Origin of the sequence: Actinoallomurus bryophytorum (genome assembly GCF_006716425.1) — a bacterium.
Classification (GTDB): Bacteria; Actinomycetota; Actinomycetes; order Streptosporangiales; family Streptosporangiaceae; genus Actinoallomurus; species Actinoallomurus bryophytorum.
In genome coordinates this window covers 6,894,223-6,909,094 of record NZ_VFOZ01000001.1, presented here as the reverse complement: position 1 = coordinate 6,909,094, position 14,872 = coordinate 6,894,223, and the positions used below count along the sequence as shown (strand labels likewise).

14 protein-coding genes are annotated in these 14,872 nt (G+C 69.1%); 3 read left to right on the top strand and 11 right to left on the bottom strand.

The window, feature by feature from the left end; all coding sequences use genetic code 11:
* Window positions 1–29 precede the first annotated feature (29 nt).
* The 3 genes from FB559_RS32120 to FB559_RS32110 all read right to left on the bottom strand — a co-directional run bounded on the left by FB559_RS32120 (window position 30) and on the right by FB559_RS32110 (window position 3,118).
* Window positions 30–485, bottom strand: coding sequence for a pyridoxamine 5'-phosphate oxidase family protein (locus FB559_RS32120; protein WP_141960620.1), 456 nt, complete (start codon window positions 483–485; stop codon window positions 30–32).
* A 195-nt stretch (window positions 486–680) separates the two neighbouring features.
* Entirely contained in the window at window positions 681–1,241 is a 561-nt protein-coding gene (locus tag FB559_RS32115) for a DoxX family membrane protein (RefSeq protein ID WP_141960618.1), read from the bottom strand.
* A gap of 152 nt (window positions 1,242–1,393) precedes the next feature.
* Window positions 1,394–3,118 carry a sensor histidine kinase gene (locus FB559_RS32110; protein ID WP_246122256.1) on the bottom strand — a complete coding sequence of 575 codons (1,725 nt, stop codon included), beginning with the start codon at window positions 3,116–3,118 and terminating at the stop codon, window positions 1,394–1,396.
* Between the two features lie 144 nt (window positions 3,119–3,262).
* Here FB559_RS32110 and FB559_RS32105 point away from each other — a divergent pair, with 144 nt between their 5' ends.
* Window positions 3,263–3,925: a response regulator gene (locus tag FB559_RS32105; RefSeq protein ID WP_141960616.1), complete on the top strand. Its 663-nt coding sequence runs from the start codon at window positions 3,263–3,265 to the stop codon at window positions 3,923–3,925.
* On the opposite strand, the gene FB559_RS32100 is transcribed toward FB559_RS32105, so the two are convergent.
* Entirely contained in the window at window positions 3,879–4,622 is a 744-nt protein-coding gene (locus tag FB559_RS32100; protein ID WP_141960614.1) for a universal stress protein, read from the bottom strand. The genes FB559_RS32105 and FB559_RS32100 overlap by 47 nt on opposite strands.
* A 14-nt stretch (window positions 4,623–4,636) precedes the next feature.
* Entirely contained in the window at window positions 4,637–5,629 is a 993-nt protein-coding gene (locus FB559_RS32095) for an Acg family FMN-binding oxidoreductase (protein WP_141960612.1), read from the bottom strand.
* Window positions 5,630–5,902: 273 nt separating this feature from the next.
* Between FB559_RS32095 and FB559_RS32090 the strand changes: the two genes are divergently transcribed.
* Window positions 5,903–8,290 carry a phosphoketolase family protein gene (locus FB559_RS32090; RefSeq protein WP_141960610.1) on the top strand — a complete coding sequence of 796 codons (2,388 nt, stop codon included), beginning with the start codon at window positions 5,903–5,905 and terminating at the stop codon, window positions 8,288–8,290.
* Window positions 8,291–8,294: 4 nt separating this feature from the next.
* Complete coding sequence (locus tag FB559_RS32085) at window positions 8,295–9,314, top strand: acetate/propionate family kinase (RefSeq protein ID WP_141960607.1); 1,020 nt, start codon at window positions 8,295–8,297, stop codon at window positions 9,312–9,314.
* A gap of 31 nt (window positions 9,315–9,345) precedes the next feature.
* On the opposite strand, the gene FB559_RS32080 is transcribed toward FB559_RS32085, so the two are convergent.
* From FB559_RS32080 to FB559_RS32055, 6 genes are all read right to left on the bottom strand, one after another.
* Window positions 9,346–9,975 (bottom strand): TetR/AcrR family transcriptional regulator, encoded by a 630-nt coding sequence (locus FB559_RS32080; RefSeq protein WP_185792501.1) that lies wholly within the window; start codon window positions 9,973–9,975, stop codon window positions 9,346–9,348.
* Between the two features lie 151 nt (window positions 9,976–10,126).
* On the bottom strand, window positions 10,127–11,176 hold the full coding sequence (locus FB559_RS32075) for a branched-chain amino acid ABC transporter permease (RefSeq protein WP_141960603.1): 1,050 nt from the start codon (window positions 11,174–11,176) through the stop codon (window positions 10,127–10,129).
* Window positions 11,173–12,045: a branched-chain amino acid ABC transporter permease gene (locus tag FB559_RS32070; RefSeq protein WP_141960601.1), complete on the bottom strand. Its 873-nt coding sequence runs from the start codon at window positions 12,043–12,045 to the stop codon at window positions 11,173–11,175. Before FB559_RS32070 ends, FB559_RS32075 begins: the two co-directional genes overlap by 4 nt.
* A gap of 70 nt (window positions 12,046–12,115) precedes the next feature.
* Window positions 12,116–13,357 (bottom strand): ABC transporter substrate-binding protein, encoded by a 1,242-nt coding sequence (locus tag FB559_RS32065; RefSeq protein WP_141960599.1) that lies wholly within the window; start codon window positions 13,355–13,357, stop codon window positions 12,116–12,118.
* A gap of 50 nt (window positions 13,358–13,407) precedes the next feature.
* The gene (locus tag FB559_RS32060) at window positions 13,408–14,100 is read right to left on the bottom strand and encodes an ABC transporter ATP-binding protein (protein ID WP_141960597.1); all 693 of its coding nucleotides are present in this window, start codon (window positions 14,098–14,100) and stop codon (window positions 13,408–13,410) included.
* The gene (locus FB559_RS32055) at window positions 14,093–14,857 is read right to left on the bottom strand and encodes an ABC transporter ATP-binding protein (protein ID WP_221640277.1); all 765 of its coding nucleotides are present in this window, start codon (window positions 14,855–14,857) and stop codon (window positions 14,093–14,095) included. Before FB559_RS32055 ends, FB559_RS32060 begins: the two co-directional genes overlap by 8 nt.
* Window positions 14,858–14,872 lie beyond the last annotated feature (15 nt).

Genomic DNA, 14,872 nt, shown 5'->3' with positions numbered 1-14,872 from the left:
CGTCCCTGGGGGCACGGCGTCGCGCGTCATCACGGCATCTGGCCCTGTGCCACCACCTCATCCAGCGTGTCAGTACGCGCCGGGCCCAGTCTGTGCCCCGCGACATGCCGGGCCGGGATGCGAATGAACCGGCCGTTCTTGGTGGGCACCCACGGACGGAGCGGAAGCCGCGCGAGCCGGGTGCGCTCCTCGCCGCCGTCGACGAGCCGGGCCTGCCCGGTGATCGTGACGGTCCATCCGGTCGTGGTGTCGGAGTCGAAGTCATCCACCTGGAAGGCCACCACGGCGTTGGGGATGGCCGCGGCCAGGGTCGAGCCCGATTCGATGTGGATCACGACCTCATCGCCGTCGAGGACGAAATTCATCGGAATGACGGCCGGCAGGGCCTGGTCCGTGTACACGACCCGGCCGATCGGTACGGATGCCGCAAGGGCCAGGCTCTGCTCACGGCTGATGGATCGGGGGTCATCCTTTTCGGCCTTCATGTGTCCAGCCTGTCGCTTTTCTTTCCACGTTGTTAATGGGCGAAGGTCCCGCTGTTGAGACTTCAGATCTGCCCGCCGGTCCTTCCTGGCTGATGAGCGGAGACGGCCAGGCCGGTCCGGAACGCGCTGGGCGCCTGGCGCTCCCCCGGCGAAGACGAAAGCGCGGGCTTTCGCCCGCGCTCTCTTTGCTCGGTGTCACTTCAGGATGGGAAAGCGCTGGACCAGGCGGGTCCTGTCCCACCGGCGGCCGAGGCCGAGGGTGTTTCCGGCACCGATCAGCGCGAGGCCGATGATCAGCAGCGCGTAGACGAGGTGGTCGTCCATGAAGATGTGGTTCTCCGGAGGCAGGACGACGCTCCACATCATGACCAGCATGGCCGTGCCCGCGATGGCCGCGAAACGCATGCCGATGCCGAGCAGCAACGCCGTGCCGACGGCGGCCAGGCCGAGCATGAACAGCCAGTCGGCCCAGGCGGCGCCCGCGATGGAGTGGTAGAAGCCTTTGAACGGACCGGCCGCGGAGAACTTCAGGAACCCCATCGTCGGGTGCCCGCCGTGGACCCAGGCCTGCTTGGTCGTGGTCTCGTGGCCGAGCCCGAACAGCTTGTCCACGAACGCCCACGCGAACACGGAGCCCAGGGAGAGCCTGGCGAGCGCCCACACATAGCGGGCGGCGGGCGGCGCGGTCCGCGACTCCGCCTGCTCCGTGTCGTGAGAACGGCGACGGATTCGGGGCATGTGTTCGGCGACTGCCATTTCATCTCACCTCTTGTTCGGGCAACCGGAGCGTTTCCGGCTGCCTTTACTCAACGCCACACGGTGCGGGCATCGCAGAGGCGAAAGCATCGCCGCGCGCGGGACCTTCGTCCTGTCTGCGGCAGAGGAGCGGATGAGGCGTTTTCGAGCCGTTACTTCCCATCCGAGTTGAGGGGCACTCGCCATTCGAGGACCGTCCCGCCGTTCTCACCAGGCCGCATGTCGAATACGCCGCCCAGGCTCTTGGCCCGGGAGGCCATGTTGGCCAGGCCGCTGCGTCGTCCCGTCTCGGGAACGCCGACGCCGTCATCGGCGACGCGCAGCAGCAGATCCGCGCCTGCGACGACACTCACGTCGACGCGTGTGGCGCGGGCATGGCGTGCGGCGTTCGACAGCGCCTCCCGCAGGACGGCGAGCAGATGCTCGCCCGTGGCCTCGTCGACGACCGTGTCCAGCAGCCCGTCCAGCCGCATCGCGGGCGCGAAACCCAGACTCTCCGTGACACCGTCGATGACGCCGAACAGCCGTGACCGCAGCGTCGGCTCATCCTCCCCTGTCGCCTGCAGCGCGAAGACGGTCGAGCGGACCTGCCGGATCGTGTCGTCGAGGTCGTCGACAGCGCGCTGGACCCGGACCGCGACGTCACGCTTCTGGGTGATCTTCATGGCGCTCATCAGCGTCATGGCGATCGCGAAAAGCCGCTGGATGACGGTGTCGTGCAGGTCCTTGGCGATCCGGTCCCGGTCCTCCAGGACGACCAGCCGCTCCGCGTCCCGACGGCGTTCGGCCAGCTCCAGTGCGACCGCCGCCTGCGCGGCGAACGTCTCCAGCAGCCGCTGTACGTGGTCGCCGAACGCCGGATGGCCCGATATGTTCGCGACGGTCAGAACCCCACGGGCGGACGTACCCACACCGAGCGGCACCAGCAGAGCCGGTCCCAGCGGAACACGCGAGGGTATCCCGGACTTACGTGCCTCTTCCTCGGCGTCCACCAGCGCCCGTGACGCCCCCGTGCGGTAGACCTCCCCGGCGAGCGCCTCATCGAACGGCACTCGAACGCGCTGGAGCACCTCGGAGTATCGGCCGTCGGCGACCCGGACGTCCAGTTCCTCCGAAGCGTCGTCCGCCAGCGCGACAGTCGCGAGGTCGGCGTCACACATCTCCCGTGCCCGCCGTACCACGAGATCGAGCACCTCCCCCGGCGCGGTGCCGGACAGGAGCGCCGTCGAGATCTCCGCGTTGGCCTCCAGCCAGCGTTCGCGGCGTCTCGCGTCCTGGTAGAGGCGCGCGTTCTCGATCGCGACACCCGCGGCGGTGGCGAGCGCGCTCACGACGTTCTGATCGTCGTCGTCGAACTCCTCACCGCCCGCCTTCTCGGTCAGGTAGAGGTTGCCGAACACCTCCTCCCGCACCCGGATCGGCACACCAAGGAACCTCCGCATCGGCGGATGGTTCGCCGGGAACCCGTACGACTCCGGGTGCTCGGACAGGTCGGCCAGCCGGATCGGCCGCGGGTCCTTGATCAGCAGGCCGAGGATGCCCAGGCCGTGCGGCCAGTGCTCCAGCGCGTCGATCTGCTCCTGGGTCACCCCGGCCGTGATGAACTGCGTCAGCCGGTCGTCCTCCCCGATCACGCCGAGCGCCCCGTACCTGGCATCGACGAGCTTGGTCGCGGCCTCGATGATCGACCGCAGCATGGTCTCCAGGTCCAGGTCGCCGCCGATCGACACGATCGCCTCGAGCAGCGCGCGCACCCGGTCGCGCGTGGTCAGCACCGTCGCGAGCCGGCTCTGCAATTCGGCGAGCAGGTCATCGAGTTGCAGCTGCGGCAGCACCGGGCGAGCGCGGTCATCGCCCGGTGGATTCTCAGGGGGCACGGAGCTGGTCCTCTCGGGCGTTCGGAGACCTCAATCATTGTCCAACTCACCCGTAATGGCACGCCCGCGGACCGAGAGGTCGGTCCGGAGCCGGCTACGAGGAGCCCTATCGGAGGTGATGGCGGTCTGGGTACCGTCGTGGCCATGACCACCCCCATCAAGGTCTTCCTCCTCGATGACCACGAGGTCGTACGCCGTGGGGTCGCCGCCCTGCTCGAGGCCGAACCCGACATCGAGGTCATCGGCGAGGCCGGCACGGCAGCCCAGGCCGTCGCCCGCGTACCCGCGCTCCGACCCGACGTCGCCGTGCTGGACGTACGCCTCCCCGACGGTGACGGGATCACCGTGTGCCGCGAGCTCCGCTCCCGCATGCCCGAGCTCGCCTGCCTGATGCTCACTTCCTTCACCGACGAGGAGGCACTGGTCGACGCCGTCATGGCCGGCGCATCCGGCTATGTGCTCAAGCAGATCCACGGTTCGGACCTCGTCGGCGCGGTCCGAACCGTCGCGGCCGGGGGGTCACTGCTCGACCCGAGCAGCACCGCGCAGATCTTGCAGCGGCTCCGCGAGCGTCCCCGGAAGGACCCGCTCGCCGCCCTCACCGAACAAGAACGCAAGATCCTCGACCTCATCGGCGGGGGCCTGACCAACCGCCAGATCGGCGAACGCCTCTTCCTCGCCGAGAAAACCGTCAAGAACTACGTCTCCAGCATCTTCACCAAGCTCGACCTCCACCGGCGCACGCAGGCCGCCACCCTCATCACCCAGCTGAAAGCGAACGAGTCGCGTACCCTTCCCGGCGAATAGCCACGACGGCCACCGGGCAGTGAGCACGGTGGACCACCGCCTGGCTCACCGAGCCCAGCAGCATGCCGCCCAGACCACCGTGTCCGCGTGAGCCGACCACGACGAGCCGCGCTCCCGCGGACTCCTCGATCAGCACGCGACTCGCCAGGTCGGCGACTGTGACGACGGTCCGGACGTCCGTCTGCCCGGCGCTCAGCGAGGTGAGCATCTCCTCGGCAGCGGCCCGTTCGTCCTCGTGCTCGACCGCGTGGACCAGGGTGACGCCACAACCGTGATCTCTCGCCTCGATGAAGGCGAAGTCGACGGCCGCCTCGGACAGTTCGGTTCCGTCCACACCCACGACGACGCGGCCGTCCGAAGAGCCTGTCCCGACGTCGGGCAGTCCGGGACGGACGACCACGACCGGCACGTCCGCGTGAGCGGCCATCGCCATGGCCGTCGATCCGTCGGCCATATCGGACATCTCCAGGAAGCTCGCCGAACCGACGACGATCATTGAGGCGTCCAGGGTCGTGGGGACCTCGGGGTCCCGGCCCGCCAGCACGCGCACTCGTGCGCCGCGGCGACCTGCCTCCCTGTACGCCCAGGCGATGGCACCCTGGCCTGAGGCCGTACCGTCGACCTCCACGATGATCGGGCGGGGCGTGGACGAGATGCCGCCCGAACCGCACTCGGAACGCTCGTCGTGCGGCTTCATCCGGCTCTCCCGTGTCACGGTTCTGGCCTGCTCAGGTCGGCCGGCGACCGGCGTACGCCCGGGATCTCGCTGTCGGCGAAGCCCAGCCGCACGATCATCTGGGGGTACGCGTCGTCGCAGTGCCGTCTGCGGATGAACTCCCGCAGTTCCGGAACCTCAAGCGCCTGGGTATGGAACGCGGCCGACACGTCATTGTCGGCGGCGCGCAGCAGGATCCGCTGCAACGCCTGGCCGGCTCGCAGCCAGTCGCCACGCCCGTCGGCAGCGGTCGTGAGCAGGGCGACGACTCCGGTGGCATCTTGTTGATCATCGCCGAGCAGCCCCCAGCCCTGTCCCCGTGCGAAGTCACGCTCCGCGAAGTACGGGTCGGTGTGCTCCGGGTCCCGGGGATAGGTATCCGCATGTACGCCATCGGCCCGGTCACTTCCGGGACGCGGCGCCCAGCGTGCCATCTCCGCGAGATAGGCCGGGTTCTGCCGGTGCGTCTGCTCGCCGACCTCCGTCAGGGCGGCGAGCGCGATCCGCGCGCGTGGATCGGCGACCACACGGAGCATCACGGCCTCGTCATGGGCCTGAGCCTTCAACGACTCAAGCAGTCCGGCCGGCAGGCCTTCGGGACGGAAGCCACCCCGGTGAGTGCGCCGCCGCCGGATCTGGTCGTACATCCGCTCTTCCTCACCGGTGGGCTGGCCGGGCCGCCCGATGGCCACATCGGCGATCAGCCCCGGCCGGTCAGGGTCGGACGACAACTGAACGTGCGGATGGCGGCCGAGATGACGGACGGCGAGGCGAAGGGTGTACAGCGCCGCCCCGCAACTGATCAACATCTCCCGGCCGTCTGGGTCGGCGATCTCCAGGCGGCGGTCCGTGTCAGCGTGCACGGTGACCGTCGAGCCATGCGTACCGAACCACCACGGCTGCGTGTTGTGTACGGACGGCGCCCAGACCACCGCGTCGAGGAGAAGGCGCGCCGCCTTCTCTTCCTCCGTACTGCCTGCGACGTTCATGACCCGCCCTTCCTCGCCGAGACGCGATCACCTATCCAGGTCCTGGGAACCGCGTCACGGCCTTCCCTGTCCACCATGACTCTCTCCGGACTCAGGGAGAGAGTGCCGAGCGGCCCGGGAGCACGGGACCTTCGGCCCCGTTCAGACCTCTGGGCGAGATCGCGTGGTTCGCGTGGCGTAGGGCACCTCGGTGAAAGGACCTTGGTCCCTCCACACTTTCCTCGCCGGATGGTGTGCTTGGGCGCGGACGCGGTTCATCGTGTCCTGTGGGGTATGCAGCCGGCTGAAGCCAGTGAGGGACGTGTCATGCTGACCGATGACGAACTCGGTGCGATCGACGCCTGGTGGCGTGCGGCCAACTATCTGTCCGCGGGCCAGATCTACCTGCGCGCCAACCCGCTTCTGCGACGGCCGCTGGACCGCGAGGACATCAAGCCGCGGCTGCTCGGGCACTGGGGGACCTCCCCGGGGCTGAACTTCTGCTACGCGCACCTCAACCGGGTCATCGCGGCGCACGACCTGGACATGATCTACGTACTGGGACCGGGGCACGGCGGCCCGGCGGCGGTCGCCAACGCCTGGCTGGAGGGCACCTACAGCGAGGTCTATCCGCACGTGTCCCAGGACGCGGCCGGGATGGAGCGGTTGTTCCGGCAGTTCTCCTATCCCGGCGGGATCCCGAGCCACGTCGCGCCCGAGACTCCCGGTTCGATCCACGAGGGCGGCGAGCTGGGTTACTCCCTCGCGCACGCCTACGGCGCCGCCTTCGACAACCCGGACCTGATCGTGGCCTGCGTCGTCGGCGACGGCGAGGCCGAGACCGGGCCGCTGGCCACGAGCTGGCACTCCACCAAGTTCATCGACCCCGTTGGCGACGGCGCGGTGCTCCCGATCCTGCATCTGAACGGCTACAAGATCGCCAATCCCGCCGTGCTCGCACGGATCCCGGAGGAGGAGCTGGTCGCGCTGCTGGAGGGGTACGGGCACCGGCCGATCCTCGTCAGCGGCGACGACCCTGCGAAGATGCACGGGTTGATGGCCGCCGCACTGGACGAGGCGATCGAGGAGATCTCCGAGATCCGCCGGCAGGCCCGGCACGCCGGAGCCACCGGGCGGCCGCGCTGGCCGATGATCGTCCTGCGCACGCCCAAGGGCTGGACCGGCCCGAAAGAGGTCGACGGCCTCCCGGTCGAAGGCACCTGGCGCGCCCACCAGGTCCCCCTCGCGGGCGTACGGGAGAACCCGGCGCACCTCGCGCAGCTGGAGGCATGGCTGGCGTCCTACCGGCCGGAGGAACTCTTCGACACCGACGGGCGGCCGCGCACCGGCGTACTCGCCACCCCGCCGGCCGGGGACCGGCGGATGAGCGCCAACCCGCACGCCAACGGCGGCCTGCTCCTACGCGACCTGGAACTGCCCGGCTTCCGCACGTACGCCGTCGAGGTCGACGCGCCCGGCACCACCTCCACCGAGCCGACCCGGGTGCTCGGCGCGTACCTGCGCGACGTCATCGCCGCCAACCCGGACTCCTTCCGCATCACCGGCCCGGACGAGACCGCCTCGAACCGCCTGTCGGCCGTGTTCGAGGCCACCGACCGGGCCTGGCAGGCCGAGACCCTGGCCACCGACGACCACCTCGGCCCGCACGGCCACGTCATGGAGGTGCTGAGCGAGCACCTGTGCCAGGGCTGGCTGGAGGGCTACCTGCTGACCGGGCGGCACGGCCTGTTCAACAGCTACGAGGCGTTCATCCACATCGTCGACGCGATGTTCAACCAGCACGCCAAGTGGCTGGAGACCACCCGCAAGATCCCGTGGCGGCGGCCGGTCGCGTCGCTGAACTACCTGCTGTCCTCGCACGTGTGGCGGCAGGACCACAACGGCTTCACCCACCAGGACCCCGGCTTCCTCGACGTCGTGATGAACAAGAAGCCCGAGATCGTACGGGTCTACCTTCCCCCGGACGCCAACACCCTCCTGTCCGTCGCCGACCACTGCCTGCGCTCCCGCGACTACGTCAACGTCATCGTCGCCGGCAAGCAGCCCGCGCTCGACTGGCTTTCGATGGACGAAGCCGTACCGCACTGCACGCGCGGCATCGGCATCTGGGACTGGGCGAGCACCGACGACGGCACCGAACCCGACGTCGTCCTCGCCTGCGCCGGTGACATCACCACCCTGGAGACCCTCGCCGCCGCCGACCTGCTCCGCCGCCACTTCCCCGACCTTCGCGTCCGTGTCATCAACGTCGTCGACCTGATGCGGCTCCAACCCGACACCGAACACCCCCACGGGCTGCCCGACGCCGAGTTCGACGCCCTGTTCACCACCGACCGCCCGGTCATCTTCGCCTTCCACGGCTACCCGTACCTCATCCATCGGCTCACCTACCGCCGGAACGGCCACCACAACATCCACGTCCGCGGCTACAAAGAAGAAGGCACCACCACCACACCGTTCGACATGGTCATGCTCAACGACCTCGACCGGTTCCACCTCGTGATGGACGTCATCGACCGGGTCCCCGGCCTCGGATCGCGCGCCGCCGGCGTGCGCCAGCGGATGGCCGACGCCCGGCTGCGCGCCCGCGCCCACACACGCGAGCACGGTGAGGACGACCCGGAGATCTCCGGGTGGACGTGGCCGCACGGTGAAAGGTGAGGGCATGCGGATCCTCGTGGTCAACGCCGGGTCGAGCAGCCTCAAGCTGAGCCTGCTCGACCACGACGACACCCTCATCGCCCAGCCCGCGTCCCTGGACGCACTGCGTGAACTGCCCACTCCCGACGCCATCGGCCACCGCGTCGTCCACGGCGGCGCGGACTTCACCGGCCCCGTACGCATCGACGACCAGGTCGAGGCGCGGATCCGCGCGCTCACCGAGCTGGCGCCGCTCCACCAGCCCAAGTCCCTGCACGGCATCGACCTCGTACGCGCGGCGCTGCCGGGCCTGCCCGAGGTGGCCTGCTTCGACACCGCCTTCCACACCCACCTCCCCGCGGCCGCCGCCACCTACGCGCTACCGGCGGACTGGCGCAACAAGTACGGACTGCGGAGATACGGATTTCACGGCCTGTCCCACGCCTACGCCACCCGGCGGGTCACCGAAACGCTCGGGCGTACGCCCCGCCGGCTCATCGTCTGCCACCTGGGCGCCGGCGCGTCCCTGTGCGCGGTCGCGGACGGCCGGTCGGTCGACACGACGATGGGCTTCACCCCACTCGAAGGCCTCGTCATGGCCACCCGGTCCGGCAGCGTCGACCCCGGCCTCCTGCTCTGGCTGCAGGAACGCGAGGACCTCTCCCCCGCCGAGCTCGCCGACACCCTCGAACACCGGTCCGGGCTGCTCGCCCTCGCCGGCACCGCCGACATGCGCGACATCCACGACGGCCTCGCCCTCGACGTCTACCTCCACCGGCTGCGCGCGGCCATCGGCGCGATGGCCGCCTCCCTCGGCGGCCTGGACACCCTCGTCTTCACCGGCGGCGTCGGCGAACACGCACCGGCGGTACGCCGCCGGGCCGCCGACGGGCTGGGCTTCCTCGGCATCGCCCTCGACCCGGCCCGCGACGACACCACCGACGCGGAGATCACCCAGAAGGGAGCCGCCGTACGCACGTTCGTCATCACCGCACGCGAAGACCTCGAAATAGCCACCGGCGTACGCAAGATCCTCACCAGGTAGACACCGATCCGCAGGGCCGCGCCACCGAGGCCTAGAGCAGCTCCTCCGCCGCGTCTCGCAGTGAGCCGAGGACGCGGCGGGTCTGGGGCGCGTCGGGGACCACCGCGAGGAGTAGCGGAGTGGTGGAGAAGGTCGACTGGTGGACCATGAGGCGGCGGACCCATTCCATGCCCGCCTCCAGCTCGGCGACGGCGTCGGTCGCGCCGCCGCTGCGTGCCCAGCCTCCGAGTGCGGATCGGTGGATGGCGTCGACGAGGGCCGCGAGGGCCATCGGCTGGAAGGGCGGGGTGTCCGGTGGGAGGTGATCGCGCAGGAACGAACGCGTGAGTGTCACGTACCGTTCGTGTTCGATGACCTCTCGCTTCCGTAGCTCAGGAACGACACGCGTCAGTTTGTAGCGCCGGAGGACGAGTTCTGGCCGGTTGAGAAAGTCACGGAGTGACTCCCCCGTGGCCGCGATGACGGCCTCCACCGGGTCCGTGTCGGCATCGGACTCGACGAGACAGCGCTGGACGAGACCGATGCGTTCGGTGTGGTCGGGGAACGCGAGTTCGTCCTTGCTCTCGAAGTGCCGGAAAACGGTGCGGCGAGAAACGCGCGATGCCTCCGCGACAGCTTCGACGGTAACGTTTTCGTACCCCTCATCGAGAAACAAGGCCATGGCCGTTTCCGAGATCCGGTACTTGGTCTCAAGTATTCGCCGCGAAGTCACCGACAGGCCCCCCATCCTGACGTGGCGTGGCGCAGAGTCTAGTCCGCATGTTCGAACTTCGCCGATCTCCGAATCCCCGCGCCGCCCTTGCGGCGGCTCACTACCCATGCCCCGCCGGATCGGCGTCGACCGGCGTGCGGCGCGACGACGTTCGACGCTGTGACCAGGTCAGCCACTGGTGACGGACGGTGCCCCAGATTCCGCGGCGGAAGAGCAGCACCACCAGGATGAAGACCGTACCGGTGATCAGGTCGATGCCGCCCAAGCTGGACGAGGCGAGATAGTCGGCGAGCAGCACGACCAGGAACGCGCCCAGGATCCCTCCCCACAGCGTGCCGATGCCGCCCAGCAGCGTGATCAGCACGACCTCGCCGGACGTGGTCCACTCGAGTTCGGTCAGCGCGACGAAGCCGTGGCTGATGGCGAAGACTCCGCCGGCCAGGCCGGTCAGGCCGGCGGAGAGCACGAAGGCGATCACCTTGTACTTCTCCACGTCGTAGCCCAGCGCTCGCGCTCGCGGGGTGTTGTCGCGGATCGCCACCAGGACTCGTCCGAACGGCGAGTGCACGATCCGCCAGGCGGCCCACATGCCGAGCAGGAGGATCGGCAGGGCCGCGTAGTAGAAGTAGAACGACTCGGTCTCCACCAGCTCGATGCCGAAGAAATGCCGTGGCACGCCTTGCAGCCCGTTCTCGCCACCGGTCAGGTCGCTCCACTGGTAGCCGACGAAGTAGACCATCTGCCCGAAGGCGAGGGTGACCATCGCGAAGTAGATCCCCGATCGGCGCACCGACAGGTACGCGACGGGAAGGGCGAGGACCATCGCGAAAATCGCGCCGCCCACGACGGCCACGGGGAACGGCACACCGTAGTGCGTCGCGATCAGCCCCGTCACGTACGCCGAGCCGCCCCAGAACGCCGCGTGCCCGAAGGACAGCAGGCCCGTGTAGCCGAGCAGGATGTCCAGGGCGATCGCGAACAGCGCCATCGCCACGATGTCCATCGCCACGGGCGGGTAGACGAGCCACGGCAGCGCCAGCGCCGCCACCAGGCCGGCGGTCAGCAGGATCCATCGCGGCCGGGAGCCGCCTCCGGCGATGGCGGCGTGCGCCTCGGTGACCGACGTCTCGGGCATCACCGACTGGGTCATGTGGCCGCCTCCTCGCGTCCGAACAGCCCGGCGGGGCGGACCAGGATGATCAGGGCCATCAGAACGAAGATCAGGATCTGCGCGAACGTCGGGGCGTAGGCCTGGCCGAACGCCTCCACCAGCCCCACCAGGAAACCGGCGGCCACGGCGCCGACGATCGAGCCGAGCCCCCCGATGACCACCACCGCGAACAGAATGATCACGAAGTTGTTGCCCATGTCGGCCGTGATCGCGCGGAACGGTGCGGCGAGCACGCCGGCCAGGCCGGCGAGCGCGACGCCGAAGCCGAAGACCGGGGTCACCCAGCGACCGACGTTGATCCCCAGCGCACGGGCGAGCTCGGGCTTCTCGGTCGAAGCCCGGACGATCATGCCGATCCGGGTCCGCGTCATCAGAAGCCAGACGAGCACGCAGATCGTCACGGAGAACAGGAAGACGAACAGCTGGTAGCGCGGCAGCACGACGCCGGCCAGGTCGACGCGTCCCTGGAGGATGGCCGGAGGCTGGTACGGCAGCCCGGAGACGCCGTACTTCTGCTTGACCAGCTCGACGAGGACGAGCGTGAGACCGAAGGTGAGCAGGAAGTTGTAGAGCGGGTCGAGCCGGAGCAGCCACCGCACGAGCAGCCGTTCCACCACGACGCCGAAGACGAACATCAACGCCGGTACGACCAGCAGCGACCACCACAGCGTGAGGCCGAGGGTGTCGAGCAGCACGGCCGTGGCGACCGCGCCGAGCATGTAGAACGCGCCGTGGGCGAAGTTCACCACGCCCAGGACACCGAAGATGACCGCCAGTCCCAGGGCCGCCAGCGCGTAGAAGCTGCCGGCCGCCAGGCCCTGTACGGCGTACTGCAGCACTGCGTTCATGAGTTCCCTTCCCGGTACCGGCCCGGGGCACCGACGGGCGCCCGGACCGTACGAAACCGGACCACCTCGCTCACATCGAGCAGGCGAACTGGCCGGCGGGAGGGAACGCCTTGGCCGCCGGGATCGTGGTCACGATGTCCTCGTAGTCCCAGGGCTCCTTGACCTGCGAGGGCTTCTTGACGCGAGCCAGGTACGCGTCGTGGACGACGAGGTGGTCCTGGGCGCGGACCTCGCCGTTGCGCAGGAACACGTCGTTGATCTTCTTGCCCTCGAGTTGGTGGACGACCGCGTCCGCCTTGTCGGTCTTGGCGCTCTGGACCGCCTCCAGGTACTGGAGTGCCGCGGAGTAGTTGCCGGCCTGCTCGAAGCTCGGGCGGATCCCGGTCTCCTGCCGGAACCGGTCCGCCCAGGCACGCGACTGCTGGTCGAAGTTCCAGTACCAGGGGTCGGTGAACGTCGTGCCGGCGACCTGGTCCACACCCAGGGCGTGGATGTCGTTGATGACCATCAGCCCGACGGCCAGGTGGACGCCCTTCTCCTTCAGACCCGACTGGTTGTACTGCTTCACCAGGTTGTCCAGGTCACCGCCTGCCTGCATGGTGCCGATCACGTCGGGATCGGTGCTGCCGGCCTTGGTGAGGAAGGTGGTGAAGTTGTCGTTCGGGAACGGCGTCGCGATGCTGCCCTGCACCGTGCCGCCGGCCGCCTTGATCGCCTTGGTGAAAGACGCGGTCATGTCCTGGCCGAACGCGTAGTCGGGGTAGATGAGCTGCCAGTTCTTGTCACCGTCCTTGGTCACGGTGGTGCCCGTGCCGTTGGCGAGCATGTAGGTGTCGTACGCCCACTGGAAGGTGTACTTGTTGCAGTGGGCTCCGGTCAGTTCGGTGGTCGCCGCGCTGACGTCGATGAACACCTTGTGATGGTTCTTCGCCTGGGTGGCGACGGCGAGGGCCGCCGACGAGGTCGGCACGTCGAGGATGACGTCCGCGCCCTTGCGCTCGTACAGCTCCTGGGCCTTGGTGTTCGCGACGTCCGGCTTGTTCTGGTGGTCGGCCGAGGTGACCTCGATGTCGTCGACGACCGCGGCGCCGCCGTACTTCTTCTTGTAGTCGGCCACCGCCATCTTCACGGCCTTGACGCTGTTCGGCCCCGACGCGTCCTTGTAGACGCCGGTCTGGTCGTTGAGTACGGCGAGGACCAGCTTGCCGCCCGTGAAATCACCACCCGACGAGCCCGGGCCGCCACCGCAGGCACAGAGGAGCAGTGCCCCCGTCACGGCCGCGACCCCGACGCGAATCTGCGTGCTCTTCATGGTGTCTCTCCTCGTGTCATGTCGGGATGTGTCCTCGTCCGGTGGGCCGCTCAGATGCCGAGGTGTTCGAGGAGCTCGCCTTCGCGCCGCCGGAACTCGGAGTTGTCCAGGGCCGTGGCGATGCGGCCCTGGCTGAGCAGGTAGTGCCGGTCGGCCACGGTGGCGGCGAACTTGACGTTCTGCTCGATCAGCAGCACGCCGACGCCGGTCGCCTTGATCTCAGCGATGATCGCCCCGATCCGGGCCACCACCACCGGGGCCAGGCCCTCGGAGGGCTCGTCCATCAGCAGCAGCCGGGCGCCGGTCCGCAGCACCCGGGCGATGGCCAGCATCTGCTGCTCTCCACCCGACAGCGTGGTGCCCGGCGCCTTGCGGCGGACGGCGAGCTCCGGGAACGCCTCGTAGACCTGTTCCAGCGTCCACGCCCGGTCGGAGACCCTCGGCGGGAGCAGCAGGTTCTCCTCCACGGACAGGCTCGCGTAGATGCCGCGGTCGTCCTGGACCCAGCCCATGCCGGCGCGGGCCCGCCGGTGGGCCGGCACGCCGGTCACGTCGCGGCCGAGGAAGGACACGGCGCCGCTGACCTGCCGGTGGAGGCCGATCAGGCAGCGCACGAGGGTGGTCTTGCCGGCGCCGTTGCGCCCGACCAGCGTGACGACCTCGCCCTTCTCGACGCTCACGGTCACCCCGTGCAGCGCCTGGGCCTCGCCGTACCACGCCTTCAGATCGGTGACCTCAAGCATGGTCGGCCTCACCCAGGTAGGCGGTGATCACTCGTTCGTCGCCCCGGACCTCGGCGTACGGCCCCTCCACCAGGACCTTGCCCTGCTGAAGCACCGTCACCCGGTCGGCCAGGCTGCCGACCACGTGCATGTTGTGGTCGACGAACACCACGGTGCGCCCGGCCGCGATGCGGCGGACCAGCTCGATGGTGCGGTCGACGTCCTCGATCCCCATTCCGGCCGTCGGCTCGTCGAGGAGCATCACCCGTGGATCGAGCGCCAGCACCAGTGCCAGCTCCAGCGCGCGCTTCTGCCCGTAGGCGAGCAGCCCGGCCGGCTTGTCCGCCAGCGGCATCAGCCCCACCTCCGCGAGCAGCTCGTCCACGCGGGCTCGATGCCTGCCGAGCAGCTTCTCCGTCCGCCAGAACCGGAACCCCTGGCCGGTACGTCCCTGGAGGGCGAGCTCCACCTGCTCGCGGCTCGTCAGGTTCTCGAAGAGGCTGGTGATCTGGAACGACCTGGCCACACCGCGGCGCGCGACCTGCTCGGGCCGCTTGCCGGTGACGTCCTCGCCGAACACCGTGATCGTCCCGGAGGTCGGGGACACGAAGCCGGTCAGCAGGTTGAACAGCGTCGTCTTGCCCGCGCCGTTGGGACCCACCAGCGCGTGCACTCCGCCCTCGCGGACCTCCAGGTCCACCGCGTCGACCGCGCGGAACCCGCGGAACACCTTCGTCAGGGCCTGTGTGCGCAGCGCCACTCGCCCGCTCGTCGTCACACGGCTTCCTCTCCA